This window comes from Brevibacterium jeotgali (genome assembly GCF_900169175.1).
Classification (GTDB): domain Bacteria; phylum Actinomycetota; class Actinomycetes; order Actinomycetales; family Brevibacteriaceae; genus Brevibacterium; species Brevibacterium jeotgali.
Genome location: NZ_FXZM01000010.1, coordinates 103,774 through 129,789, shown reverse-complemented (window position 1 = coordinate 129,789; position 26,016 = coordinate 103,774). Strand labels below are relative to the sequence as shown.

The 26,016-nt window shown below is 68.7% G+C and carries 20 protein-coding genes; 8 read left to right on the top strand and 12 right to left on the bottom strand.

All coding sequences use genetic code 11. The features are described 5' to 3' along the window. Positions 1-65: 65 nt before the first annotated feature. The 4 genes from acnA to dut form a co-directional block, all read right to left on the bottom strand. Positions 66-2,750, bottom strand: coding sequence for an aconitate hydratase AcnA (gene acnA, locus BJEO58_RS11005; protein WP_101589524.1), 2,685 nt, complete (start codon positions 2,748-2,750; stop codon positions 66-68). 162 nt (positions 2,751-2,912) lie between these two features. Continuing rightward, positions 2,913-4,256 (bottom strand): class I SAM-dependent RNA methyltransferase, encoded by a 1,344-nt coding sequence (locus BJEO58_RS11000; protein ID WP_101589523.1) that lies wholly within the window; start codon positions 4,254-4,256, stop codon positions 2,913-2,915. A gap of 23 nt (positions 4,257-4,279) precedes the next feature. Then, positions 4,280-5,092, bottom strand: coding sequence for a DUF3710 domain-containing protein (locus BJEO58_RS10995; RefSeq protein WP_101589522.1), 813 nt, complete (start codon positions 5,090-5,092; stop codon positions 4,280-4,282). A gap of 78 nt (positions 5,093-5,170) precedes the next feature. Then, complete coding sequence (gene dut / locus BJEO58_RS10990; protein ID WP_180951917.1) at positions 5,171-5,650, bottom strand: dUTP diphosphatase; 480 nt, start codon at positions 5,648-5,650, stop codon at positions 5,171-5,173. Positions 5,651-5,704: 54 nt separating this feature from the next. Between dut and BJEO58_RS10985 the strand changes: the two genes are divergently transcribed. After that, complete coding sequence (locus BJEO58_RS10985; RefSeq protein WP_101589521.1) at positions 5,705-6,166, top strand: DUF3093 domain-containing protein; 462 nt, start codon at positions 5,705-5,707, stop codon at positions 6,164-6,166. 145 nt (positions 6,167-6,311) lie between these two features. Here the strand turns inward: BJEO58_RS10985 and BJEO58_RS10980 are convergent, their stop codons facing one another. Further along, positions 6,312-6,605, bottom strand: a complete 294-nt coding sequence (locus tag BJEO58_RS10980) for a DUF4193 domain-containing protein (RefSeq protein WP_101589520.1) — start codon at positions 6,603-6,605, stop codon at positions 6,312-6,314. Between the two features lie 282 nt (positions 6,606-6,887). On the opposite strand from BJEO58_RS10980, the gene BJEO58_RS10975 reads away from it, so the two are divergent. Further along, positions 6,888-7,121 carry a hypothetical protein gene (locus BJEO58_RS10975; protein ID WP_101589519.1) on the top strand — a complete coding sequence of 78 codons (234 nt, stop codon included), beginning with the start codon at positions 6,888-6,890 and terminating at the stop codon, positions 7,119-7,121. Between the two features lie 69 nt (positions 7,122-7,190). Here BJEO58_RS10975 and BJEO58_RS10970 read toward each other — a convergent pair whose 3' ends face one another. Further along, the gene (locus BJEO58_RS10970) at positions 7,191-8,306 is read right to left on the bottom strand and encodes a ferrochelatase (protein ID WP_101589518.1); all 1,116 of its coding nucleotides are present in this window, start codon (positions 8,304-8,306) and stop codon (positions 7,191-7,193) included. Between the two features lie 168 nt (positions 8,307-8,474). On the opposite strand from BJEO58_RS10970, the gene sepH reads away from it, so the two are divergent. Further along, positions 8,475-9,941, top strand: coding sequence for a septation protein SepH (gene sepH / locus BJEO58_RS10965; RefSeq protein ID WP_101589517.1), 1,467 nt, complete (start codon positions 8,475-8,477; stop codon positions 9,939-9,941). Here sepH and cydC read toward each other — a convergent pair. Genes cydC through BJEO58_RS10950 form a run of 3 tightly spaced genes read right to left on the bottom strand, consistent with a single transcriptional unit; the run spans position 9,913 to position 16,149 of the window. Beyond that, on the bottom strand, positions 9,913-13,458 hold the full coding sequence (gene cydC / locus BJEO58_RS10960) for a thiol reductant ABC exporter subunit CydC (RefSeq protein WP_246075985.1): 3,546 nt from the start codon (positions 13,456-13,458) through the stop codon (positions 9,913-9,915). The two genes, sepH and cydC, sit on opposite strands and share 29 nt — an antisense overlap. A gap of 18 nt (positions 13,459-13,476) precedes the next feature. Then, positions 13,477-14,532: a cytochrome d ubiquinol oxidase subunit II gene (gene cydB / locus BJEO58_RS10955; protein ID WP_101589516.1), complete on the bottom strand. Its 1,056-nt coding sequence runs from the start codon at positions 14,530-14,532 to the stop codon at positions 13,477-13,479. Between the two features lie 30 nt (positions 14,533-14,562). Further along, positions 14,563-16,149, bottom strand: a complete 1,587-nt coding sequence (locus tag BJEO58_RS10950; protein WP_257904210.1) for a cytochrome ubiquinol oxidase subunit I — start codon at positions 16,147-16,149, stop codon at positions 14,563-14,565. A gap of 250 nt (positions 16,150-16,399) precedes the next feature. Here BJEO58_RS10950 and BJEO58_RS10945 point away from each other — a divergent pair, with 250 nt between their 5' ends. After that, positions 16,400-16,786, top strand: a complete 387-nt coding sequence (locus BJEO58_RS10945) for a BlaI/MecI/CopY family transcriptional regulator (RefSeq protein ID WP_101589514.1) — start codon at positions 16,400-16,402, stop codon at positions 16,784-16,786. 77 nt (positions 16,787-16,863) lie between these two features. After that, a complete protein-coding gene (locus BJEO58_RS10940) occupies positions 16,864-17,754 on the top strand; it encodes a M56 family metallopeptidase (protein WP_101589513.1) in 891 nt (296 codons plus the stop codon). Between the two features lie 74 nt (positions 17,755-17,828). Here BJEO58_RS10940 and BJEO58_RS10935 read toward each other — a convergent pair whose 3' ends face one another. Continuing rightward, positions 17,829-19,997 (bottom strand): DNA gyrase/topoisomerase IV subunit B, encoded by a 2,169-nt coding sequence (locus tag BJEO58_RS10935; RefSeq protein ID WP_101589512.1) that lies wholly within the window; start codon positions 19,995-19,997, stop codon positions 17,829-17,831. 82 nt (positions 19,998-20,079) lie between these two features. On the opposite strand from BJEO58_RS10935, the gene BJEO58_RS10930 reads away from it, so the two are divergent. Continuing rightward, on the top strand, positions 20,080-20,970 hold the full coding sequence (locus tag BJEO58_RS10930) for an N-acetylmuramoyl-L-alanine amidase (protein ID WP_180951916.1): 891 nt from the start codon (positions 20,080-20,082) through the stop codon (positions 20,968-20,970). A 112-nt stretch (positions 20,971-21,082) separates the two neighbouring features. Next, complete coding sequence (locus BJEO58_RS10925; protein WP_101589511.1) at positions 21,083-21,877, top strand: VOC family protein; 795 nt, start codon at positions 21,083-21,085, stop codon at positions 21,875-21,877. Between the two features lie 240 nt (positions 21,878-22,117). Here BJEO58_RS10925 and BJEO58_RS10920 read toward each other — a convergent pair whose 3' ends face one another. Next, the gene (locus BJEO58_RS10920; RefSeq protein WP_101589510.1) at positions 22,118-23,578 is read right to left on the bottom strand and encodes an RNA polymerase sigma factor; all 1,461 of its coding nucleotides are present in this window, start codon (positions 23,576-23,578) and stop codon (positions 22,118-22,120) included. Positions 23,579-23,766: 188 nt separating this feature from the next. Further along, the gene (locus tag BJEO58_RS10915; protein ID WP_101589509.1) at positions 23,767-24,927 is read right to left on the bottom strand and encodes a DUF4192 family protein; all 1,161 of its coding nucleotides are present in this window, start codon (positions 24,925-24,927) and stop codon (positions 23,767-23,769) included. 193 nt (positions 24,928-25,120) lie between these two features. On the opposite strand from BJEO58_RS10915, the gene BJEO58_RS10910 reads away from it, so the two are divergent. After that, positions 25,121-25,942 carry a spermidine synthase gene (locus BJEO58_RS10910; protein WP_144573819.1) on the top strand — a complete coding sequence of 274 codons (822 nt, stop codon included), beginning with the start codon at positions 25,121-25,123 and terminating at the stop codon, positions 25,940-25,942. Positions 25,943-26,016: the final 74 nt, after the last annotated feature.

Here is a 26,016-nt window from a genome sequence, read left to right as displayed (position 1 = left end):
CTTCTCCGTGCTCGGCCGCAGCCGGTGATCATCCGTGGGGATCGCTGACGCCCACGGATCTCAGATCACGCGGTCGCGAGCTGACGCAGGACGTACTGGAGGATGCCGCCGTTGCGGTAGTAGTCCGCCTCGCCGGGGGTGTCGATGCGGAGCACCGCGTCGAACTCGACTGTGGAGCCGTCGTCCTTCGTCGCCGTCACGTGGAGGGTCGACGGAGTCGTGCCCTCGTTGAGCTTCGTGACACCGGAGATGTCGAACGTCTCCGTGCCGTCGAGGCCCAGGGACTCCGCGCTCTCGCCTGCGGGGAACTGCATCGGCAGCACGCCCATGCCGATGAGGTTCGAGCGGTGGATGCGCTCGAAGCTCTCCGTGATGACAGCTGAGACGCCCAGGAGCTTGGTGCCCTTCGCGGCCCAGTCGCGCGACGAGCCGGAGCCGTACTCCTTGCCGCCCAGGACCACCAGCGGGATGCCGGCGGCCTGGTAGTTCTGCGACGCGTCGTAGATCGTCGTCTGGGGTGCGCCCTCCTGCGTGAAGTCGCGGGTGAAGCCGCCCTGCACACCGTCCAGGAGCTGGTTCTGGAGACGGATGTTCGCGAACGTGCCGCGGATCATCACTTCGTGGTTGCCGCGGCGCGAGCCGTAGGAGTTGAAGTCCTTGCGCTCGACGCCGTTCTCCACGAGGTACCTGCCGGCGGGGGTGTCCGCCTTGAAGGAGCCGGCCGGGGAGATGTGGTCGGTCGTGACGGAGTCGCCGAGCTTCGCCAGGACACGGGCACCCTTGACGTCCTCGACAGGGGTCGTCTCGAGGGTCATGCCGTCGAAGTATGGAGGCTTCCGCACGTAGGTGGAGCTGTCCTCCCACTCGAAGACGTTGCCCGACGGGGTGTCGAGCTCCTTCCAGCGGTGGTCACCGTCGAAGATCGTCCCGTACTCGGACGTGAACATGTCCGTGCTGATCGAGGACTGGATGAGCTCCTCGATCTCTTCGGGCGCCGGCCAGATGTCCTTGAGGTAGACATCGTTGCCGTCCGTGTCCTGTCCCAGCGGCTGACCCTCGAAGTCGAAGTCCATCGTGCCGGCCAGTGCGTAGGCGATGACGAGGGGAGGCGACGCGAGGTAGTTCATCTTCACGTCGGGGCTGATGCGGCCCTCGAAGTTGCGGTTGCCGGACAGCACGGCGGAGACGGAGAGGTCGTTGTCCTGGATGGACTGCGAGATCTCCTCCTCGAGCGGGCCCGAGTTGCCGATGCACGTCGTGCAGCCGTAGCCGACGATGTAGAAGTTGAGCGCCTCGAGGTCCGGGATGAGGCCGGCCTTCTCGTAGTACTCCGTGACGACCTTCGACCCGGGGGCGATCGACGTCTTCACCCACGGCTTCGAGCTGAGCCCCTTCTCACGGGCCTTCCGCGCCACCAGACCGGCCGCCATCATGACGGACGGGTTCGAGGTGTTCGTGCAGGACGTGATCGATGCGATCGCGACCGCGCCGTTCGTCAGCTCGAACTCACGACCGTCGGCAGTGGCGACAGGAGCGGACTTCTGCTCATCGCCGGGCTGCGCGTAGTTGTGGATGTCCTTCGCGAACTGCGACTTCGCATCGGACAGCTCGATGCGGTCCTGAGGGCGCTTCGGACCGGAGATCGACGGCACGACCGTCGACAGATCCAGTTCGAGGTACTCGGAGAACTCGATCTCGGCCTCCGGATCGTGCCAGAGGCCCTGCTCCTTCGCGTACGTCTCCACGAGCGCCATCTGGTCCTCGTCACGGCCGGTGAGACGGAGGTAGTCCAGCGTCACCTCGTCGATCGGGAACATCGCGGCGGTGGAGCCGAACTCGGGGCTCATGTTGCCGATCGTCGCGCGGTTCGCGAGCGGGACGGCGGAGACGCCCTTGCCGTAGAACTCGACGAACTTCCCGACGACTCCGTGCTGGCGGAGCATGTCCGTGATCGTGAGGACGACGTCCGTCGCCGTCACGCCGGACGGGATCCCACCGGTGAGCTTGAAGCCCACGACCGGCGGGATCAGCATCGACACCGGCTGACCGAGCATCGCGGCCTCCGCCTCGATGCCGCCCACGCCCCAGCCCAGGACACCCAGGCCGTTCACCATGGTGGTGTGGGAGTCGGTGCCCACGAGGGTATCCGGGTACGCGCGCAGCACACCGTCGACCTCGCGCGGCATGATGACCCGTGCCAGGTACTCGATGTTCACCTGGTGGACGATGCCCATGCCCGGGGGGACGACCTTGAAGTCGTCGAAGGCCGTCTGGCCCCACCGCAGGAACTGGTAGCGCTCGCCGTTGCGCTGATACTCGATGTCCATGTTGCGCTCGATGGCGTTCGTGTTGCCGAACGAATCGATCTGCACGGAGTGGTCGATGACGAGTTCGGCGGGCGCGAGCGGGTTCACCTTGTCGGCGTCCCCGCCCAGCTCCTTGACAGCTTCGCGCATCGTGGCGAGGTCGACGATGCAGGGCACACCCGTGAAGTCCTGCATGACCACGCGTGCGGGGGTGAACTGGATCTCGTGGCTGGGATCGGCCGTCGGATCCCACGACGCCAGTGTGCGGATGTGATCGGCGGTGATGTTCGCGCCGTCCTCCGTCCGCAGGAGGTTTTCGAGCAGCACCTTGAGGCTGAACGGAAGCTTCTGCGAGCCCTCCACCGCGTCGAGGCGGAAGATCTCGTAGTTCTTGCCGTTGACCTCAAGCATGCTCTTGGACGTGAAACTGTCGACGTTGCTCAACGTGTTTCTCCTCTTCTGCAGCTCTCGACACTCGCGGATGACCGCGCCTGCCGAATTAGGCAATGCGGATGTTCCGTAAAGTATCTTGATGTCAAGATACATTCTATCGTGTCCGGATGCCCGCGGCCATTCGCCCCTCGGCTTGCCGCCGGAATCGCAGGGTCAGCGGTCGACGACTGCGACGAACTCCAGGTGCCCGGTGAGGGGGAAGAGGTCGTGCGCGACCACATTCGAGACCCTGCAGCCACCGGCCACGAGCCTCTTCAGGTCTCGCGCGAGGGTGGCGCCGTCACATGACACGTGGACGATCCGCTGCACGGGTGAGGCGAGGAGCGCATCCACCACAGCAGGCCCGGCGCCCGTGCGCGGCGGGTCGAGCACCGCTGTGCGCGCAGCGGCGAATTCCGCCGCGGCCTCCACACGCCCCACGTCGAAGCGTGCATCCAGGCCGCGGGCGTTCGCGACGGCGTCGGCCACCGCCTGCGCGGAGCCTTCGATCCCCGTGATGGAATGCCCCTGCTCCGCGAGCCCGATCCCCAGCAGGCCCGCACCGCAGTACAGGTCGAGCACGCTCCCATCGTCCGGATCGCCGACAGCGGAGCGCACCGACGCCACGAGCACGCCGGCCGCATCGCGGTGCACCTGCCAGAACCCGTCACCCCGAACCCGCAGGTCGCGCTCGACCCCCGGCACCCGTTCCCGGACCCAGCCGTCTCCTCGGACAGCGCGGAGGGGGCGAGCGGATCCACCGCCGCGGTTGCGCGCGCCTCTGCGCCGCGCAGGAGTCCCCGCCTCTGCGAGGACACTCCACTCGCCGGGCTGATCGCGTGCGCGCTCGGCCACCGCGTCGACGTGCTCGCCCGCAGCGGCTCCACGCAGGACGATCGCGCCCGAACTGTGTCCCGCCGCGACTTCGACGCGTGTGACTCCGGGGAGACGGAGGTCGGTGAGTCCCAGCGCATTCACGTCGTCGATCGCCAGCGGGATGACCCCGGCGTCGTAGGGGATCACCGTGTGGCTGCCGGGAGCCAGCATGCCGAGGCGACCGTGCGCATCGACCGCGCTCTGCACCCGCGTGCGCCATGCCGTCCCGTTCAGGCCGGCTTCGCGACTCCGGGGATCCCCCGCGGCCTCCGTCGGCGCCGGCAGGACGCGGAAACCGATGGACGCAGGGTCGAGACCGCCGATGCGCTCCAGCTGATCGGCCGCCGCCTGTTCCTTGAGGACACGGGAGTGATCCAGCGCGACATGCGCGAACTCGAGGCCCCCCGCCCCCGGTACGCCGAGCGCCGCGCGGCGGTCGGCGATGCGGTGGGGCGAGGGCTCGAGCACATCCACCGTCCTCGCACGGAGCACACGGCGGGAGTCCCCGGTGATCTCCGCGCAGACGGTCTCTCCGGGGATCGCCCCGGAGACGAAGACCGTGCGGCCGTCGTGGTGCGCGAGGGACTCACCGCCGGCGGCGGGCCTGAGGATCTCGAGGGTCACACGGTCGCGTCCACTCATCTGCGCTCCCTGCGATATCCCGGTCAGCGGACTTCCGCGATCTCCGGACCGCGCTCGAACGGGTTCAGGTCGTCTGCGTCTCCGGGCTCGGCATCCGACTGTTCGGCCCCCGCCGTCGCCGAAGCCGTGATGTTCGGCGGCGTGAGAGCGATCAGCTCGCGCGGAGGCATCGCCTCACTGCCCCGATCGACGACGACGCCGCGGAGCAGGTCGACCAGTTCCGCCCGCGACTCCTTCTCCGTGACTGCGGTGCCGGAGAAGACGGCGCGGAGGAACCAGCGCGGGCCGTCGATGCCCGCGAAGCGCGTCACGCGGACGCCCGTGCGTCCGTCCTTGGCACGCACGGGCACCTGACAGACGAGCTCGTTCCCGAGGTCGGTGTAGAGCTCGTCGGCCTTCCCCCGGCGACGACGCACACCGTCCGCGATCTCCTCGCGGATCGACTTCCAGATGCCCTCGCCGCGCGGAGCGGCGAAGACCTGCAGCTGCATCGCCGCCTTGCCGTGCACCATGGTGACACCGAGCACGCGGTCCGTCTTGTCTTCCGTCTCGAGTCGGATCTGCATGCCGTCCAGCACCGGCACTGCGAGAGCACCCATCGTCAGACGGTGGCGTTCAGGCACCGCGTCGTCGACGTCGAAGGGGCCCGCCTCCGCGCGATCCCGGGGGGCCTCCTTGGGGTCGACGACGATCTCGTCGTCCTCAGCAGGCGCATCCGCACTCGCGGCGTCGGCGTCCCCCGGAGCGTCGACGTCCTCCGTGACATCGGGCACGTCGTCAGCGTCCGCAGACGTGACGTCCGGACGCTCCTTCTTGAATCGGTCGAAAAGTCCCATGGATCCTTCCTTCGGCAGTGCACTCACGAGTCTAGTGCCGCCGCGACGCGCGTCACGGCCGGCGGTGGCGACGTACAGTCACTCCGACGTGGAGAAGCCGCCGGTCGAGCCGAACCCGCCGGCGCCCCGGCCGGTGTCCTCGAGTGCGTCGACGGTGCGGAAGCGCGCGTGTGCGACGGCCTGGACCACGAGCTGGGCGATGCGGTCTCCCCGCGCCACGGTATAGGTCGTGTGCGGGTCGAGGTTGATGAGCGGCACCTTGATCTCGCCGCGATATCCGGCATCGATCGTGCCGGGAGCGTTCACCACCGTGACTCCGTGCTTCGAGGAGAGCCCCGAGCGGGGGTGGATGAAACCCGCGTGGCCGGCCGGCAGCGCGATCGCCACTCCGGTCGCGACGACTGCCCGCGCGAAGGGCGCCAGCTCGACGCCCTCTGCCGCATACAGATCGGCCCCGGCGTCGCCCTCGTGCGCGTATGCGGGTACGACCGCATCCGCACTCAGCACCTTCACACGCACGTCGGGCCTCTCGCCCTGGTCGTCTCTCTCATCAGTCACGGCGCCACTCTACACAGCGCCTGACCGCCTGCAGCCGTATGGGAAGATGAGGCCATGACCGCCACCTCGACGACTGTGTACAGCGAACGCCTCTCCCCCAGCGCCGGCTGGTGGATCGCGCTGATGCTCCTGTCCGCGATGACATCCCTCCTGGCACTTCCGATCTCGCAGGTGGGAGCCGTCGTTCTGCCGCTCCTCGTGGCCGCGGGCGTGATCGTCTGGATGCGATCGCTGTCCGCACGTGTCGTCGTGACCGAGGATTCGCTCGTCGCGGGACCTGCACGGATCGAGAGGAGCTTCATCAGCGACGTCACCGGCTTCGACGCCTCGGGATCCTTCGCTCAGCGCGGTCATCTGCTGGACGTGCGGGCCTTCCTGATGCTGCGTCCGTGGGTCAAGACCGTCGTGCGCATCGAGATCGCCGACCCGTCCGATCCCACTCCGTACTGGCTGGTCTCCACCCGGCACCCGCAGTCGTTGGCCGCGCTCCTGTCGCCGTCGCCCCGCACAGTCTGAGTCCGGATGCTGTGTCCACGTGCGCATGGACACAGCAGGAAGGGGGAGGGACCGCGATCGCGGTCCCTCCCCCTTCACACAGCAGTCCCGGGAGTCGCCTCCGCCTGAGAAAGTGTCGGATCGGTCACCCGATCCGGTCGGAGCGTCACCCCGCGCAGTCGGTGCAGATCATCTCGTCGGCGTCCGCCAGCTGCGAACGGTGCCGGACCAGGAAGCACTCCATGCAGGTGAACTCGTCGTTCTGCTTCGGGAGCACGCGCACGGACAGCTCTTCATTCGAGAGGTCTGCGCCAGGCAGCTCGAATCCTTCAGCAACGGCGGCCTCGTCCTCGTCAACCTGGCTCGCCATCTGCTGGTTTCGCTGCGCCTTCAGCTCTTCGAGCGAGTCGTTGCTGAGTTCCTCGTCCTGCTTCTTCGGCGCATCGTAGTCGGTTGCCATCTGGCGTGATCACTCTCCGGGAATTCGGGGCTGTCGGGAGGTGGTTGAAACCCGCCTCCGGCTGTGTCCCCTGCATTCTGCACGGACACCCCTGACCGCGCAAGAGGAGAAGCGAAGAATCTTGTGTGATTCACGTCCGATTCACGAGTGGACCGGTTCGCCACCAGGATCCACCAAGGGTCGCATGGGAGGATTCCGGGGAGAAGGCTCTGCGACTCCCTGTTCGCAGGAGCTGACCGCGCGGGCCTCCGACCGTGCGGTCGCCGCATGGAAGGAGTAGTCATGAGCAGGTTCCGAAGCGGTCTCGACGAACGCATCGCCGAACTGCGGCACCGGCTCGCCGCAGCACGCGAAGACGAGGACCAGCACGAGGAGGAGCTGCTGCTCGGCGACCTCGAGACACTCGTCGACATCGCCGGCCGCAGTGATGTGGACACCACAGAACTGGAGGCCGTCCTCGCAGTGGAGACGGGCGCGATCCCGATCATCCCCTCCCCTGACGACAGCACTGCCTGAGCAGACGGAGGGCCCCACCCGGATGATCATCCGGGTGGGTCCCTCCGTCCGCTCAGGGGAGAGCGACCCTCAGGAGGCCCAGGACGGGTGGGTGGGCCTGTCGACGGCGCCCAGGCAGCAGTCGATCGCACACGTACCGGAGCCGGGGACCAGAGGTCCCTCCGCTGTGACGGCCGGGGCGTCCACATCGTCTCCGCGGACCTGCGCTGCCCTCTCCTGCAGGAGGTCGACGAGCCCCGCGACGAAGTCGGGCCGCACACCGACGGTCCCTGCGCGGACGAAATCCATCCCCAGCCTCCGGGCAGTCTCCTTCGCTTCCGTGTCGAGGTCGTACTTGACCTCCATGTGATCGGACACGAAGCCCATAGGCACCAGCATCACGCCGGTGATGCCCTGCTCTGCAAGCTCCTCCATCCGGTCATTCACGTCCGGCTCCGACCACGGAATATGGGGGGCTCCGGACCGTGAGCAGAAGACGAGCTCCGATTCGAGCACTGCGCGCTCGCCCAGCCCACCCGTCACCCACTCGATGAGCTGGCGGTGCTGTGCCTCGTATCCCGCAGTCCGCCTCTGCGACGCGGTCTCCATGGCATCGGGGATCGAGTGCGTCACGTAGAGGATCTTCTGGCGCTGTGCGTCGAGCCCGCCGGTGAGCTGTTCGAGCTGATCGAGCCCCTCCCGCACGCAGGCGAGTTCCGCCTGTGCGAATCCGGGGTGGTTGTAGTACTGGCGGATCTTGTCGAACTCGACCTTCAGACCCTCGTCGGCCAGAGTCCTCACCGTCCCCGCGAAGTCCTCGCGGTACTGCCGGCAGGACGAATAGCTCGAGTAGGCGGATGTATCGATCGCGAGCAGGCGCGCTCGGCCGCTGTCCTGCGCCAGCGCACGTGCCGCATCGGTCAGGTACGGCTCCCAGTTGCGGTTGCCCCACACGATCGGTGTGCGCAGGCCGCGTCCCGCCATCTCCTGCTCGAGCGCTGCGAGCAGCGCACGGTTCTGATCGTTGATCGGCGATCGTCCGCCGAATCCGTAGTAGTGCTCGCCGACCTCGACGAGTCGTTCGTCCGGTATGCCGCGGCCCGCTGTGACGTTCTGGAGGAACGGGAGCACGTCCTCGTCCTTCTCCGGCCCGCCGAAGGACATGAGGACGACCGCGTCGAATGGTTCAAGGTGTGTGTCAGTCACAGGCACCAGGGTATCCGCTCGCAGCGGGGCGGCGGGCCGGGCTCGGTTCGCAGGAGGACAGGTCTCACACCGTGGTCCGATCTGCGACTCGCGGACGCAGATCCGGCCCGCAGGTGCGAGTCCGTGACACGATCGGAGCCAGCCGTGACGTGCGAGGAGGAACCCACGATGACCCAGTTGACCCTGCGCGGGCTGACGGATGACGAGGATGCACTGGTCCTCGTCGACCCGACGGGCGCGGAGCATCGACTGCCCGTGGACGACGCTGTCATCGGCGCCGTCCGACGCGCTCGCCGCGCGTACGCGTCCGAGTCCCCCCGCGGAGACGCACTGCGCCCCCGCGCGATCCAGGCGATGGTCCGCTCCGGCCTGACGGCGGAGGACATCGCCGCAGAGACGGGTGAGGACATCGAACACATCCGGCGCTACGAGCGCCCGGTGCTCGACGAGCGCCGCCACACCGCACAGCAGGCGGGACGCGTGCTCGTCTATCCGGACACGGACACGGGCTCGCCCACCCCGCTCGCAGAGCTCGCTCTCGAACGGCTCGGACTCCGCGAGGTCGACCCCGAGTCGATGGAGTGGGATGCGTGGAAGCGCCAGGACGGCACGTGGTACGTCGAGCTCTCCTTCGTGGCCGGGTCTCGCCCGCGTGCCGCAGGGTGGACCTACACGCGCGGCTCCGTCGTCGCCCAGGACGATGAGGCCCGCTGGCTCTCCGACTCCGGCCCCACCGACTCCGGGCCGATCCCCGACTTCGGCTCCGGGTCGGAGAGGCGCTGGAGCACGAGCGACCCGCTCCCACCGGCTTCACCGCGCAGCGGCCCGTCCCGCGACCAGCAGACCGAGACGGGACGGATCCTCGAGAGTCTGCGCCGTCGACGCGGCGTCGCGCCGGCCCCGGCGGACGAACCGGCCCCTGCCCCCTCCCCCATCAGGCATGCCGCCCCTCCCCCTGACGGCATGCCCGCAGACGACGCCTCACCGACTGCAGCACCCGTGGGCCAGGACGCTCCGCACGTCGGTTCCGGTGGCCTCCGCCTGGTCGGCGATGCGGATGACCGGACCATCGACGGAGCACACAGCGCGCCCAGCCGCCCGGATGAGGCACAGGACGCGAGCATCGTCGCGCTGCCGTCGTCCGACGGCGACGCCGGGGCGTCGTCGCACGACCAGCACCGGGACCAGCACACGGAGCCGATCGGCACGCCCCGTTCCGGTCCTCCCGCGCCCGAGGCCCCGCCGGCTTCCGGCGGATCCGGCCACGCCTCTCCCGCCGGCCCGTCTCCCGCCGAATCCTCATCCCCGGAGACCGTGACCGGACCGGGCGATGATCATCCCTCCCTGCTCGACGACCCCGCAGTGTCCGGATGGGAGGACAGTTCGGCAGGAGCATCGGACGACGCACTCTCCTCCGCCTCCGCGAAGGTCTTCCCCGGTACCGTCCCGAGCACCGCGGATCCTGTTGGGAGCGACGACGTCCCCGAGCGGGGCGAGGAGTCCGCCGCAGGATACTCGGCGGAGGACGCTGATGCGCAGGACCTCACACCGCCGGACGCCGCCAAGCGTCGCCGCGGACGCGCCTCGGTCCCCAGCTGGGACGAGATCATGTTCGGCGGTCGCGGGAAGGACTGAGGAGGCGAATCCGTCCTTCCCGGTCGGCCGCTGCCGACTCGTCATGGGAGACGAGGATCATGCCGACGTCCGCGAGAACCTCGTCGAGATCATTCAGCAGAGTGTGCGCCGTGGGCGGATCCAAGTGCGCGGTGGGTTCGTCGAGCACGACGACGTCGGCCCCCACCAGCAGCGTCCGTGCAACGGCCAGCCTCTGACGCTGACCTCCGGACAGGCGGGACCCCGACGCCCCGACCCGTGCGTCCAGTCCCACTTCTGACACCAGAGTGCCCAGACCAGCGCGGGTGAGCGCGTCTGTGAGCTCCTCGTCACCCGGTGCCTCATCACGCGATCGGGCGATGAGCAGGTTGCCCCGCAGGGTCGAGTCGAACACGTGAGCCTCCTGGGGACACCATGCGATGCACCCCGCGACGTCTGCAGGCCCCAGTCCCTCTGCACTCTCCCCGTTCACGATTACACGGCCTCCGGACGGTTCGAGGAACCGCAGAAGAGCACTCACGAGCGTCGTCTTCCCCGACCCTGACGGCCCTGTCACGACAGTGGCGCCCGGGATCGGGAAGTCCGCGGTGAGTCCGCTCAGGACCGGTTCGACCGTGTCCGGCCACCGCAGTTCGAGGTCCTCGACCGCGAGGGTCCGGATCGACTGCGGTGCATTCGCAGAGGCAGCGCTGTCGGCAGTACCCGGACTCTGGTGGTCATCGAGGTCGTCGATCCCCGACAGCACCGTCCGCAGCGCCGGCCACCGCTGGACTGCTGCGAGCGAATCGAGGAGCGCGTCGGTGAGCCCCAGCGGCAGAAGCACGGCCACCGCGAGCATCTCCGGGCTGAGTCCGCCGCCGGCCACCGTGGGACCGAGCAGGGCGAGGATCGCCAGGGCTGCGGACGTGCAGGCGGCGATGACGACCGCCTCACCCGCGCCCGTCGCGCGGAGTGCTCGCCGCTCACTCGCGGCCGCTCTTCCGTCCTGCTCGACGAAGGCGGCGGCGGGAACCCTCCACGCACCGTCCGGGATGAGGTCGTCGCGAGCGGAGAGGAGCCCCACGACGCCGGACAGCACGGCTGCGCGGGCGTCCACCCGCACCGCGCTCGCCCTCCCGTCAGCCACGAGCGCGGCCCACGAGGCCGGCCCCAGAGCGACGCCCAGGCCGATCAGCCCGACTGCTCCTGCCACCGGATCGATGGCGAAGAGGACATGGATCGCGGCGGCGCTGACCAGCACTGCGACGAGGGGAGGCAGCACGACGCGGGGAACCATGTCGCGGATGTCGTCGACGTCCGCGATGAGAGAGCGCAGCGCTCCTCCACCGCGTGCGATCCGTCGGTCCGCAGTCCCGCGGTGTGCGAAGCGGTTCCACAGACGCACCCGCAGCAGGGTGAGCGCGTCGAGGACCGCGTCGTGCAGCCACAGCCTCTGCGCGTAGGCGAAGACCGCACGGGACAGGCCGAAGAAGCGGACCCCGACGATCGCGACGAGCAGATACATGATCGGCGGCTGGGCCGACGCGCGGACGATGAGCCATGCGGACACGCCCGTCAGAGCTGCACCCGCCGCCGTGGACAGGACACCGAAGAGGACGGCGAAGAGGAACTTCGGGGTGAAGGGGTTCACCGCGCGCACCAGCCGGGTGAACAGGCGACCGCTCGATGGAGGCGTCGGCGCGTCCGCCGCCGTGAGGGGCGCGTGCTCATGCGGACGTCCCTCGACGTCAGGGCCCACGGCGACATCAGTGACAGCCGGGACAGTGGTGACAGCCGGGGCAGCGGGTCGGAGTGCTGCGCGATCGGAGGGCAGGGGCAGGCTCGCCCGCGCCGTGGCGACCTGCTCGACATCGACCTGATCGACGCTGACCCGCCCGGCCGCCACATGGGCCTGTCGATCGGCGCGAGCGGCGAGTGCCGCGTCGTGGGTCGCCGCGATGACCGGTACAGCAGCGGCGAGGTCCGCGATCTGTGCACGGACCTGCGCCGCGATCGCCCCGTCGAGGTGCGCGGTGGGCTCGTCGAGGAGGACCACGCCCGCTCCCGCCATGACCGATGCACGGACGCGCGCCAGCGACAGCCTCCGCTGCTGTCCGGGGCTCAGCGCTGTGCACGGCATCTCCGTATCCACCGGGAGGCATGCGAATCGCAGACAGGCGGCCAGTGCCGCCCTGCGTGCCGGGAGTTCGTCCGCAGCGGTGCGCAGATCATCCGGGAGGCGCAGCGCGATCTCCTCTCCCACCGTGCGGGCGAAGGTGACCGGTCGCTGCGCGGCGAATGCCACGCGGTCGGGGACCCGGACGTCTCCGGATGCCTCTATCCCCTCCTCACTGCGCAGCAGCCCTGCGAGAGCGGAGAGCAGCGTCGACTTCCCCGCTCCGGAGGTCCCGGTGAGGACGGTGAGTCCCCGCGCTCCGAGATCCGCGCTCACACGATCGAGCACCGGGACCGGCCGTCCCTCGTAGCGGACCGTGAGGTCGGAGACCGCGATGCTGCTCTTCGCAGTGGTAGTGAGCGACGGCGCAACGGGTCGATCGATGATGCTCCGCATGCGGTCGTAGGCGGCCAGACCGTTCTCCGTCGAGTGGAAGGCGGCTCCCAGCCTGCGCAGCGGCAGGTAGCATTCGGGCGCGAGGACCAGTGCGAGCAGCCCCTCTTCGAGTCCCATGTGCCCGTAGACCAGTCGTACGCCCACGAACACCGCGACGACAGCGACGGACAGCGTCGCGATGAGTTCGAGCGCCAGGGCGGACAGGAATGCCACCCGCAGGGTCGTCATGGTCGTGTCGCGATACGTGGTCGACACATCGCGCAGGGCGGCAGCTTGGGCAGGCAGACGGCCCAGACCCACGAGGACGGGCACCCCGCGGGCCAGTTCCACGAGGTGCCCCGACAGCCTGTCGAGGGACTTCGTCGCGTCCTCGACGCGTTCGGCCGTGTACTGGCCGATGAGGATCATGAAGAGCGGGACGAGCGGCAGAGTCAGGACCACGATGAGAGCGCTCACCCAGTCCGCCCACAGGATGCGCGCGCCCACGACGAGCGGGACGACCGCACTGGCGGTGAGCGCCGGCACCACCGCAGTGAAGTAGTCGTCGACCTCGTCGAGCGATCGGGTCGCCAGCAGTGCGAGTGCTCCGTCCGTCCCCTGCACGTCGCGTCCTGTGCCGCCGAAGACCCGTGAGATGAACCGCCGGCGCAGACCGGTCTTCGCCCCCGCCGAACTCATGGCGCCGGCAGCCTTCCCCGCCCAGGCGGCGATCGCCTGGCACAGCACGCCGACGATGCCGATCACGATCGGTTCTCTGAGTGCACCTCCCTCCATCGCGCGCACGATGCCGCGCGCGATCGCATCGGCGACGAGCACGAGCCCCGCTGCCTGGAGCGCCGCCACGGCGCTGGACGCCCAGAGGCCGAATCGTCCCGACGGAGAGTCGAGTGCGAGTCGCAGCGGGGAACGGGCGCCGGAGGGGGCCTCGGCGGCGGTGCCCGCAGTCGCCGCGCGAGCGGACTGCCGGACGTGGGCGGAGACTGTCATGGAGGCAGTGCCCCTTCCTCAGGACGTGAGCGACGCGTGGCCGCGGATCGCGACGGGCACGGTGTGCGCGGGCGGGACGTGATCGACCGTGAGGCGCTTCGCGAAGACCGAGTAGCTCCAGACCTGGTACGCGAGCACGGCGGGGACACCGACCACGGCGACGCCGAACATGACCCCCAAGGTGTACTCGGAGGACGAAGCGGTGCGGATCGTGAGATCGAATGCGGGGTCCAGCGTCGACGGCAGCACGACGGGGAACGCAGTGGTGAAGATCCCACCGACACCGGCCGCGAGGAATGCGGACTGCCCCAGGAATGCTGACGTCTCCCCGCCCGCACGCAGGCGCATCCGCCCATAGACCGCAGCGACGGCGGCGACGCCTGTCAGCGACCAGCCGATGACTCCCCCGTCGGACTGCACCTGCACGAGCACGGCCCACCCGAAGAGCGGCAGGAGGAGCACGGGGCTCCACCGGGCCGCGAGCGCGTGCGCACGACGACGCACGTCCCCGTCGGTCTTGAGCGTGAGGAACAGGAGCCCGTGGAGCACGGAGAAGCACACGGTCCCGACCCCGCCGATGAGCGCTGGCAGCGTGAGCCATGCGAACGCGCCGCCCGTGTTGTCGCCGTTCGCGTCGACCGGCAGGCCCGTCGTCGTGAGAGCGAGCATCACTCCCACGCAGAACGCCGTCATGAGCGAACCGCCCGACAGGCACCACGTCCAACCGTCGACCCAGCGCTGCGAGTATCCGCGCTTTCCCCGGTACTCGATCGCCACGGCGCGGAGGATCAGTGCCAGGAGCATGACGGTGAGCGGCAGGTAGAGAGCGGAGAACAGGCTCGCGTACCAGAGCGGGAACGCTGCGAACATCGCCCCGGCCGCGGTGACGAGCCATACCTCGTTCCCGTCCCACACCGGACCGATGGTGTTGAGGAGCAGTCGCCGCTCCCTCTCGTCCCGGGCGAAGGTCTTCATGAGGATGCCGACGCCCAGATCGAAGCCCTCGAGGAAGAGGAATCCCAGCCACAGCACGGCGATGAGCACGAACCAGATCACGGGCAGCAGGTCAGCCATGTCGTCTCCTTGGTCTCCGGAAGAGGGGTCTCAGTACGCGAACGACAGGACGTCGTCCTCATCGCCGTCTACTCTGGCGCGGGTGGGCTTCGCAGGGTCCTCGCCCAGCTCCGGCATCGCGGAGACCACGCCGCCGCGGGTGTACTGCACGATGAGCTTCAGCTCGAAGACCATGAGCACTCCGTAGACGAGGGTGAGGAGGATGACCGAGGTGAGGAGCTCCGCCGCACTCACAGACGGAGACACCGCCGCGGCCGTGTAGAGGAACACGCCGTCGATGCCGCTGGGATCGGGGTTGGGCGCCACGACGAAGGGCTGCCTGCCCATCTCCGTGAAGATCCACCCCGCAGAATTCGCGATGAACGGCGCCGCGATCCCCCACAGTGCCAGCCGGGACAGGAACCTGGATCTGGGTACCGTGCCCCTGCGAGTGATGAAGAGCGCGAAGACCGCGGCCGCCGCCGCGAGTGCGCCGAAGCCGATCATGAGGCGGAAGCCCCAGTAGGTGATGAACATCGAGGGCTGGTAGTCGATCATCGTTCCGGAGCGCTCGCCGTACATCTCGTCCTCCGGCAGGTGGGTGCCGTAGGCGTCCTGGTACTCCGGGATGAGTGACGTCACGCCGGGGACGTCCGTCTCGACGTCCCCCTTCGCGAGGAACGACAGGACGCCGGGGATCTCGATGATCGGTGTGACGTCCTCGCAGCTGTTCGACTCGAGGTCGCCGATCGTCAACACCGAGAACGCGGTCCCGTCGTGGCAGGCGGCCTCTGCAGACGCCATCTTCATGGGCTGCTGCTCGTACATGAGCTTCGCCTGGATGTCACCGGTGAGCGCGACGGCGGCGAAGGAGAAGACCGCGACCCACGCACCGATCCGCAGGGACCGCCACCACACGGTGTAGTCCGCAGCGTCCCGTCCGGGGATGTCCGGGGCGGAGCCCACGATCACGCGGCCGTGCTCGTCGACGGTGTCGATGCCGTCGACGCGACGGCGCCACAGGTGGTGCCACGAGATGCCGAGCAGGAGGGCCGCACCCACGGAGAGTGCACCCGCGAGAGTGTGGCTCGTCGCAGCCAGAGCGGTGCTGTTCGTGAGCACCGCGACGACGTCGGTCATGACCGGTCGGCCGTCGATGAGCTCCACGCCGACCGGATGCTGCATCCAGGAGTTCGCGACGATGATGAAGTACGCGGATATCCACGATCCGATCACCGCACACCACAGGACGGTGAGATGCGCGCGTCTGCTGATGCGTCCCCAGCCGAAGATCCAGACTCCGATGAAGATCGATTCGAGGAAGAACGCGAGCAGTGCCTCCATCGCCAGCGGGGCACCGAAGACGTCGCCCACGAAGCGGGAGTACTCGCTCCACGCCATGCCGAACTGGAACTCCTGGACGAGGCCGGTGGCCACGCCCATGATGAAGTTGATGAGATAGAGCTTGCCCCAGAACTTCGTCGCCCTGAGCCAGACATCGCTGCCCGTGCGGTGCCACCGGGTCTGCAGCACGGCGACCAGCACGCCGAGCCCCAGAGTGAGCGGCACCATCCAGAAGTGGTACACGGTCGTGATGCCGAACTGCCAGCGCGCGATGAGCACGGGATCGAGTTCCACGGAGCCTCCTGAGAGCGGCTGCGGCCCCGTTGACCGAAGGCCGCCATTTCTACAGTCCGTAGAATACAGCCGACCGGCAGCCGCCCAGGAACCCATTCGCTGAGTGCACAGATCTGTCTCGCCAGCCGGACACCCTCTGAGAACGCGTGTCGGGCGACGCCCCGGGCCCGCATGATAGATTCATCGTTACGCGTGCGCGCGCCCAGCGGGCGCACGAACAGCATCTCAGTGCAGCAGTGAAGGAGAATCGGTGGAGAACCTCGGGGAACTCGAGCGCGGCGTGATGGACGCCCTGTGGTCGCAGCGCGAAGGTCTCTCCGCCGCCGCACTGCGAGACGCCCTGGCGGATCGCGGCCTCGCACTCACGACGGTCCACACGGTCCTCACGCGCCTTGAGAAGAAGGGGTACGTGGTCCGCGACCGCAGCACCCGTCCCCATCTCTACAGCGCCGCGTCGAGCAGGGAAGAGCACGTCTCCGATCTCCTCTCCGAAGTCCTCGACCAGGCCGGGGATCGCCGCGCCGTCCTCGCACGCTTCCTCGGAACGGTGTCCCTGTCGGACTCCGCCTTCCTCCGCGGGGTTCTGGACAGCCGTCTGCGCCACACCGATCCCCCGCGCCACTCCGAGGTCGGCTGACGGCCCGTGCGAATGGCCCCCCGGGCTGACGCGCACCCCTTCGACACGACCGGACCTCCCCTGGTCCGGTGCGACCCATGACCGTCGTCGGCTTCGCACTCGCGGCCTTCGCCGTCGTCCTCGCATGGCCCATCCCGGAAGCCGTCGCCGCAGCCCAGAACCGCTCGCGGCGCACCGCGGATCCGGTCGCAGCCGTGATCATCTGGCAGGCGATCGGTGTCGCGGGCGGCTTCTCGCTCATCTCCGCCTGCATCGCCTTCGCGCTCGCACCGCTGGTCCACGTGCCCGGCATCGCTCTCGACGATGCGCTCGACTGGTGGCGATGGCCCCTGCTCGCAGTCGGCATCGGCCTGCTCGCGCTGCTCCTGGGCTCCCTTCTGTGGGAGGCCCGATCCGCGCGTCTGCATCGCGCGCGGCACCGCGAGGTCCTGTCACTCGTCTCCGAACCGCGTGAGGGGGCACCCGAGACACGGGTGATCGAGACGGATCACGCCCTCGCGTACTCCGTGGCAGGAGGCTCCGGGACCACGGTCGTATCGACCGGGCTGCTTGCGCTCCTCGAGGACGAGGAGCGGGACGCCGTGCTGGCCCATGAGCGTGAGCACCTGCGACTCCGCCATGACCTCCTGACCCTCGCGTTCGCATCCTGGCATCGCATGCTGCCGTTCCTCCCCGCGACCCGGACCGCACTCGAAGCCGTGAGCGCAGCGATCGAGATCATGGCGGACGATGCTGCGCGCCGCTCAGTGTCGGACCGGGCGTTCGTCCGCGCGCTCACGAAGGTGTCCGCCAAGCAGGCCGCCGGGTCGAAGGACTACGACCCGGATCTGACGGACGTCCGCATCGCCCGACTGTCAGCCCCCGTCGCGGCCGACATGATACGTTCCCGGGTCCGCGCGGCCGTCTACGCCGTCTGCCTCGTGGCGGTGCCCCCGCTCATCCTCGTCGGAACGATCATCTACAGCTGAGCACGGCTCTCATCCGGCTGCGCAGCGCGCTCGTGCGTCAGCATCTGCGCAGCCACCCCCCGACCGCGGCCCCGTCACGCGTCGATGCGCTCTGCGTCGAGTGCAGCGGCGCCGGCGACGATGAACTCCTTGCGCGGGGCCACCTCGGAGCCCATGAGGAGTGCGAACGTGTGCTCTGCCGCCTCCGCGTCCGCCATCGTCACGCGCCTGAGGCTGCGCAGGGACGGATCCATGGTCGTCTCCGCCAGCTGGTCCGCGTCCATCTCCCCCAGCCCCTTGTAGCGCTGGATCGGCTCCTTGTACACCTTCTTCTGCTTCACGAGCTTCGCGAGCAGCGTGTTGAGCTCCTCTTCCGAATACGTGTAGATGACCTCGTTCGGCTTTCCGCGTCCCGTCACCACCTCCACTCGGTGGAGCGGGGGAACCGCCGCGAACACCCGCCCGGACTCGACGAGCGGTCGCATGTAGCGGAAGAAGAGGGTGAGCAGGAGCGTGCGGATATGTGCGCCGTCGACGTCCGCGTCCGTCATGATGATGACCTTGCCGTAGCGGGCCTGATCCACCGCGAAGCTGCGGCCCGCTCCCGCCCCCACCACCTGGATGAGCGCCGAGCACTCCGCGTTCGCGAGCATGTCCGCCACGGAAGCCTTCTGCACGTTCAGGATCTTGCCGCGGATCGGGAAGAGCGCCTGATGCTCGGAATCCCGTGCGGCTTTCGCCGTCCCCATCGCGGAATCGCCCTCGACGATGAACAGCTCAGTGTCCTCACGGTCGCTCACGCGGCAGTCGTAGAGCTTGGCCGGCAGCGACGATGATTCCAGGGCCGTCTTCCGGCGCTGGTTCTCACGATGCGTCCTCGCGGAGATCCGCGCCTTCATCTCCGAGACGACCTTCTCCAGCAGGCGACCGGCCTGCGCCTTCGTCTGCCGCTGCGACGAATCGAGCTGCGCGGAGAGCTGCTTCTCCACAGTCTGCGCCACGATCCGCTTGACCGCGGCGGTCCCGAGCACCTCCTTCGTCTGGCCCTCGAACTGCGGCTCGGCCAGACGCACCGTCACAACGGCCGTGAGGCCCGCCAGCACGTCGTCCTTCTCCAGCTTGTCCTTGCCGACCTTGAGCTTCCGGGCGTTCGCGTCGACCGCTTTGCGCACCGTCTTGAGGAGCGACTGCTCGAACCCCGCCACATGGGTCCCGCCCTTGGGGGTCGCGATGATGTTGACGAAGCTCCTCAGCTTGGTCTCGAAGCCCGTGCCCCAGCGCAGAGCGATGTCGACGGCCACGTCGCGCGTGACGTCCTGGGACACCATGCGGCCGTCGTCGCCCAGTACCGGGACCGTCTCTGTGAACGTCCCCTCTCCGCCGAGCCTCCAGACATCCGTGATGATCGGGTCCGCCGCCAGATGGTCGACGAACTCGGAGATGCCGCCCTCATAGCGGAACTCCTCAGTCCGGCTCCGCACGATCTCGCCGTTCTCATCACGCACGACGCCGCGCTCATCCGTCACCCTGATGCCCAGGCCCGGGATCAGGAACGCGGTCTGACGGGCTCGGTCCGCGAGTTCGCTGTACTGGAACTCCGCGTTCGGCAGGAAGATCTGTGGATCGGCCCAGTACCGCACCTTCGTGCCGGTGGCACCGCGCTTCGCCTTGCCCACGACGTCGAGTGGGGTGGGCTCCGTGAAGGGCGTGAAGGGGTTGTCGGCCGACAGGTCCCCCGAAGAATCGTCGAAGCGGCCGGGCTCACCACGGCGGAACGACATCCGATGCACCTTCGATCCGCGCGTCACCTCCACGTCGAGGCGCGCGGAGAGTGCGTTGACGACGGACGCACCCACACCGTGCAGACCGCCGGCAGCCGCGTAGGAGCCCCCGCCGAACTTGCCGCCCGCGTGCAACTTCGTCATGACGACCTCGACGCCGCTGAGGCCGGTGCGCGGTTCTATGTCGACGGGGATCCCGCGCCCCTCATCCGCGACGGTCACAGACCCGTCGGGGAAGAGCGTGATGTCGATCGTCGAACCGTGGCCGCCCAGTGCCTCGTCGACGGAGTTGTCGATGACTTCCCACAGGCAGTGCATGAGACCGCGCGTATCAGTGGTGCCGATGTACATCCCCGGCCGTTTGCGGACCGCCTCGAGGCCGGACAGCACCGACAGATGCCGTGCATCGTAGCTCTCGTCCGCCTTCTTGTTCGCGCTCTGCGCCACCACGGCCCCCTTCGCTTGCGGATTCCGACGCTCCATTCTAGAGCGCCGGGCCGTCAGATGCCGGGAACGCGCCCCGCAGGCGCGCCGCTCCACCCCTGCGTGCGGCATACTCGGTGGCGTGCACCACACCTCACTCCTCACCCGTGCCGCACGTGGCCTCGCTGTGCTCACAGTCCTCGCATTCGCAGTCTCCGGCTGCGGTGCAGGGGCAGGAGCAGGGGCAGGCACCCCCACGTCCACCTCCGCGTCGCACACTGCGACCGGCGAACAGGTGCCCGAATCCGCTCAGCCGGCGGAACGAGGGCCGGCACCCGAGGGCTCGGACCCGGAGGATGCCGAGACCAGGGCGTCCAGCGCCTCGCTGTCCGGACTCACCATCGCCGTCGATCCCGGTCACAACGGTGACAACGGCGCGAACCCGGCCACGATCAGAGAAAGCGTTCCGGACGGCCGCGGCGGGACGAAGGACTGCAACACCGTCGGCACGGAGTCCACAGACGGGTACCCCGAGCACCGCTTCGCGTGGGAAGCGGCTGAGGTGCTCGTCGACGCCCTGGAGGAGGCGGACGCATCGGTGGTCCTCAGCCGCGCCGATGACAACGGGGTAGGGCCCTGCGTCGATGAGCGCGGCACGTTCGCAGACGATGCGGATGCCCTGGTGAGCCTGCATGCGAACGGGACAGAGGACCACTCCGCCCGCGGCTTCCACGTCATCGCCGCCCCGGCGGGAGGCCGTGCGGACGAGCAGGTCGCGGACGTGTCCGAGGCCCTCGGGACCGCACTCGCGGCCTCGCTCGAGGACGCGGGCCTCACCCGCAGCCCCGCGTACGACGACCTGGTCGTGCGGGACGACCTCGCGACTCTCAACAACGCCTCCGTCCCGGCGATCATGGTCGAGGCAGGCGAGATGCGCAATGCCGAGGATGCGAGGATGCTCCAGTCCGAGAAGGGGCAGCAGCGCATCGCACGGGCCATCGTCGACGCGCTGGCCGTCACGCTCGTGAGATGACCCCGCCGACGTCGCAGTCCACCAGGCACCGGGCACAGGCTCGTCACAGCACCTAGACTGTCGGGGTGCGGCCAGGAGCCGCGGCACATCTTCCCCGACGCCAGGAGCCGCAATGGCCCCCCTTCCGTACGACCCGCCCTTCGGCGCCCCCTGCTGGTTCGAGCTCAGCTCGCCGGATCCCGACGCTGCTGAAAGCTTCTACTCCCAGCTCCTGGGGTGGCAGTTCGAGGGCGCGGGACCACTGGGCCTCGGCAGCGCCGCGCACTCGGAGGGCCTGCGCGTCGCCGGCGTGAGCGCACAGCCTCCGGGTCAGCAGGGCCCAGCGTTCTGGTCCGTCTACTTCCGCGTCGAAGAGCTGTCCGCGCACCTCGCACACGTGGACGAGGCCGGCGGGCAGGCGCTCATGGCGATCCCGGACTTCGACGGGTCCGCCGGCGTGGCGCTGACGTCCGATCCCGCGGGAACTGCGTTCGGCGTGCTCGCCTATGACGACGACCGCGCGATGCAGTCCTTCGGCACGGCAGGCGCAGTCCAGTGGGCGGAGCTCTTCACCGCCGACCCGACGGTCAGCGACTTCTACGCAGCGACGTTCGCGTGGAGCTTCTCCTCCCTCACCGGCTCGGAGGTCGCCGCGGGCGACATGGAGGGCAGTGCCGCCTCACAGCAGGGGTACTGGGCCATCGAGCATGCAGGGACCCGGATAGGCGGCGTGTTCGACGCCTCTGCCGTCTCCGTCCCCGCGCACTGGGAAGCACACATCAACGTGAACGACGTCGACGCACTGGTCGAACGGGTACGCGAACTGGGTGGGGACGTCCTCGCCGCCCCGCATGATTCCCACCACGGTCGCGTCGGTCGCTTCATCGATGCGCAGAATGCGGCATTCACACTGGTGTCCCCCGCCTGACGGGTCTGTTCGCATGCGGACCGCACGCAGTCCGCACCAGACGTGATCCGTGATCACGATCATCGGGGAACCCTCCCGCGCGGCGTGTGCGAGCACTGTCACACCGAGATGACCGCTCGTTGCACCGCGGTGACCGAGCACCGGCGTTCGAAACGACTGCGGCCCCGCCTGGAAGGACGGGGCCGCAGTCGTTCCGCAGCGAGCGCCGGTGCGACGAGCGCCCTGAGCAGGAGTGTGCTCTCAGTCGAGGTAGTCGCGGAGCACCTGCGACCGCGAGGGGTGACGCAGCTTCGCCATCGTCTTCGATTCGATCTGGCGGATCCTCTCGCGGGTCACGCCGTAGACCTTGCCGATCTCATCGAGCGTCTTCGGCTGTCCGTCATTGAGGCCGAAGCGCATGGAGACGACCCCGGCTTCACGTTCTGAGAGCGTATCGAGGACGGAGTGCAGCTGCTCCTGGAGGAGCGTGAAGCTCACCGAGTCCGCCGGGACGACGGCTTCGGAGTCTTCGATGAGGTCACCGAACTCTGAGTCACCGTCCTCGCCCAGCGGCGTGTGCAGCGAGATGGGTTCGCGGCCGTACTTCTGCACCTCGACCACACGCTCCGGTGTCATATCGAGCTCCTTCGCGAGCTCTTCCGGAGCAGGCTCACGACCCAGATCCTGGAGCATCTGGCGCTGCACCCGCGCGAGCTTGTTGATGACCTCGACCATGTGCACGGGAATGCGGATCGTCCGCGCCTGGTCGGCCATCGCGCGGGTGATCGCCTGTCGGATCCACCACGTCGCATACGTCGAGAACTTGAAGCCCTTGGTGTAGTCGAACTTCTCCACCGCACGGATGAGGCCCAGGTTCCCCTCCTGGATGAGGTCCAGGAACAGCATCCCTCGACCGGTGTAGCGCTTCGCGAGCGACACCACGAGACGGAGGTTCGCTTCGAGGAGGTGGTTCTTCGCGATCCGACCGTCGTGGATGATCCACTGGTACTCCCGCACCACCTTGGGATCGGTCACGTCTCCCTGCTTCACGAGGTGGTCTGCGTACATCCCCGCTTCGATGCGCTTCGCGAGGTCGACCTCCTCTGCGGCGTTGAGCAGCGCGACCTTGCCGATCTGCTTGAGATAGTCCTTGACGGGGTCCGCAGTCGCGCCCGCAGACACGACCTGCTGCGCCGGCTGATCATCATCGTCCGCGTCGGAGACGACGAAGCCGCCGGCCTCCTTGACCTCTTCGTCCTTCTCCTCTTCAATCGAGTTCTTGGTCTCCGTGGTCTCGTTGGGATCCACGTCCTCGACGCCGGCCTCTTCCAGCGTCGTCGGCTCGGTGCTCTCGAGGCCCTCGTCGCCCTTGGCCGCCGTGGCCGTCTTCCCCGTGGCCGTCTTCGCTGTGGCCTTGTTCGCTGCGGTGGTCTTCGTCTCAGCGGTCTTGGCGGCCGTCGTCTTCGCCGCAGCGGTCTTCGACGCCGTCGTCTTCGCCGCAGTGGCCTTCGCGGCAGTGGTCTTCGTCGCTGTCGACTTCGCAGCGGTCGACTTCGCGGCCGTCGACTTCTTGGCGGCGGTCGCCTTCGCCGCGGTCTTCGCTGTCGAGGAAGGAGCCTTCTTCGCAGCCGTGGTCTTCTTCGGCGTCGCTGCTGCGGTCGGCTTCTCAGCGCCTTCGCTGCTGGTCTGAGCGCTCGACTTTCCCGTATCCTTCGTGGGCACGTGCGAACCTTTCGGCAGAGGGCGGAGGCCACCGGGCCCATTCGGGCACCAGTAAGACCCATGTCAAACTGCGCGGAGGTATGGACCTCCGGCATCGCGTTCGACCGGGTCAACACTCCATCATTGCACGGTATTCCCCCGCGCCCAAACCGTCGGGCGACATCCTCTCCCCCGACGACGGCACCTCTTCACCTCCGATGCAGCCACCGCGGCGGGATCCCGTCGTCGATGGCCCTCCGGAGCATGGAGGCGAGCCGATGATCCGGATCGTCGGAGAGCGCACACTCGACGTAGTGCTCCGCGAATGACATCCTTCCCCTCGCCCATTCGAACCACGCGATGAGGGCCAGCACATCCGGGCGCACGTCGTCGATCACCAGCGGAAGGCAGTGGCGCAGCCAGCCCACCGACTCGGCCAGCGCGACGTGACGCGGCGGGTCGGGCGCCAGACCGACGATGTGCTCCGCGGCTCCCCCTGCGTCGACGCATCGGCGTGCGTACGGCAGGAAGGTCCCCGGCGAGAAGTTGCGCAGGCGTGCGGCGGAGAAATCGGGGTGGTCCCCCGCCAGCAGCATCTGGATGATGTCGCGATCTGCGACTCTGCGGCAGAGTCGCTCGACCGCCAGAACCGCCCGCGGATCGACCACCAGGGACACGTCCGGAACCTCGCCGGCCGCACGAGCATGAGCTCGCGCATCCAGCAGGAGGGCTTCGGACACGAGCCCGTCGACGAGCTCCGCATCGGCGAACCTCTCCCTGCGCAGGGCGTCGACCGCAGCGGCTGTGGCGGCGTCCGGCTCCGGTACCCGCACACAGCTGGCGAAGCTCTCCGCCACGAGGGTGCTCGCCGCCCCGAGCCCCCTCGTGGCGGCTGCCGGCCGCACTGAGTCCAGGGAGGACGTCTCCGTCATGCCGACCTCCCCGCAGTCGCCGCTGCCGGACCACAGCACCGGGAACACGGCGAACCCCATGTCGCCGAGCACATCGGTCACGGTGTCGAGTGCGGTGAGCAGGAGTTCCACCGCGGCGAGGTCTGCGTCGGGCATCGGCTCACGGTCATCCCAGCGCAGATGGAAGTCCGCCAGGACATCGCTGTAGAGGACGGGGAAGATCGTGTCGGCCTCCGGCACCGCGCACAGGGGTGCTGTGAAGCGACGGACGGCTGGGGCGTCGAGCCGTCTCGCCTTCTCGACGGTGAGGTCGACACGCAGGCTGGGGCCGATCTGCCCGGTCCCGTCCGCCGTCCTCGTCGCCGTCACGAGCACGAGGGAATCCTCAGGCGGATAGCCCAGCAGGTGCGGGACGATGCCGACGAGGTCAGGGCCATGAGTCACTCTCTCCGTATCCATGGCCGCAGTCCATTCCGCCGCGTGCGCCGCAGCCAGTCCCCGGAGTGAGCTGTGGAGCGCGCTCTCTCAGTCCACCGGGCTCTGTGCGCACGGATCGATCGCGGCGGTGCGAGCCTGTGACGCACCGCTGCCCCGCCCGCGGCTCGCTGAGGCCGTCGGTTCTCCGGCGGTGGACAGCGACTACTCTGGTCCGATGTCCGCTCGTCGCGCTCGGTCCGGGTCCCGGGCCCCGCTCTCCCCTCTGACAGGGCCCGTCCCCGCCGATACGGGAACCGCATCCTTCGACGCCGTGCCGGGCGATCCGCACGCCTACGTACTCACCCTGAACGGCGTCCCCTCGTCGCCCTACCGTTCGGACGACCCTCGGGTCCTGGACTTCGAGTACCTGCGCTGGATGGCCCATCTCACCGCCTCCGCTCTTCCCGCGGGACGATCGGTGCGCGCCGTCCACATCGGCGGAGCGGCCTGCGCGCTCCCCCGTCATCTCGACGCGATCAGGCCCGGATCGCGCCAGACGGTCGTCGAGGTCGATGCGGCTCTCGCAGACTGGGTGCGCGCGAACCTCGATCTGCCGCGCTCGCCTGCCCTTGCGATCCGCGCAGCTGACGGCGCCCAGGAGATCACGCGCTTCCGTCCGAACAGCATCGACCTCATCGTCCGCGACGCGTTCGCGGGAGACACCACCCCGGACGCACTGTCGTCGTCCGCATGGTTCGACGGGGTGCACGCGGCGCTCGGGCCTCACGGAGCCTACATCGCGAATGTCGCGGATCACGCGGATCGAACGGCTCTCCGGTCCGAGATCGAGGGCCTGCGCACGCGCTTCTCCCACGTGCTCGCCGTCGTCGACCCCACACAGTTCCGCCGGCGGCGACGCGGCAACGTGGTCGTCGCCGCGGCCCACGACCCGATCGACGCCCGGGCCGTCGAGTCGCTGGTCCGAGGCGACGGAGCATCCGTCCGGTCCGGCGTCGAGCTCATGTCGCACCTGGGACCGGCGCACGCCCGTCGGTGACGACATGCCGCGCGCGGCGACCTCTCCAGCGCGCGATCGCCTCACCACCAGGTGACGTCCGGGCGAACTCCTGA

What these genes read in the sequence shown, in the direction of transcription:
- BJEO58_RS11000 (WP_101589523.1), bottom strand. Translation starts at nt 4,256, where the DNA reads ATGAGTGGACGCGACCGTGTGACCCTCGAGATCCTCAGGCCCGCCGCC.
- BJEO58_RS10995 (WP_101589522.1), bottom strand. Translation starts at nt 5,092, where the DNA reads ATGGGACTTTTCGACCGATTCAAGAAGGAGCGTCCGGACGTCACGTCT.
- BJEO58_RS10985 (WP_101589521.1), top strand. Translation starts at nt 5,705, where the DNA reads ATGACCGCCACCTCGACGACTGTGTACAGCGAACGCCTCTCCCCCAGC.
- BJEO58_RS10980 (WP_101589520.1), bottom strand. Translation starts at nt 6,605, where the DNA reads ATGGCAACCGACTACGATGCGCCGAAGAAGCAGGACGAGGAACTCAGC.
- BJEO58_RS10975 (WP_101589519.1), top strand. Translation starts at nt 6,888, where the DNA reads ATGAGCAGGTTCCGAAGCGGTCTCGACGAACGCATCGCCGAACTGCGG.
- sepH (WP_101589517.1), top strand. Translation starts at nt 8,475, where the DNA reads ATGACCCAGTTGACCCTGCGCGGGCTGACGGATGACGAGGATGCACTG.
- cydC (WP_246075985.1), bottom strand. Translation starts at nt 13,458, where the DNA reads ATGACAGTCTCCGCCCACGTCCGGCAGTCCGCTCGCGCGGCGACTGCG.
- cydB (WP_101589516.1), bottom strand. Translation starts at nt 14,532, where the DNA reads ATGGCTGACCTGCTGCCCGTGATCTGGTTCGTGCTCATCGCCGTGCTG.
- BJEO58_RS10940 (WP_101589513.1), top strand. Translation starts at nt 16,864, where the DNA reads ATGACCGTCGTCGGCTTCGCACTCGCGGCCTTCGCCGTCGTCCTCGCA.
- BJEO58_RS10935 (WP_101589512.1), bottom strand. Translation starts at nt 19,997, where the DNA reads ATGGAGCGTCGGAATCCGCAAGCGAAGGGGGCCGTGGTGGCGCAGAGC.
- BJEO58_RS10925 (WP_101589511.1), top strand. Translation starts at nt 21,083, where the DNA reads ATGGCCCCCCTTCCGTACGACCCGCCCTTCGGCGCCCCCTGCTGGTTC.
- BJEO58_RS10915 (WP_101589509.1), bottom strand. Translation starts at nt 24,927, where the DNA reads ATGGATACGGAGAGAGTGACTCATGGCCCTGACCTCGTCGGCATCGTC.
- BJEO58_RS10910 (WP_144573819.1), top strand. Translation starts at nt 25,121, where the DNA reads ATGTCCGCTCGTCGCGCTCGGTCCGGGTCCCGGGCCCCGCTCTCCCCT.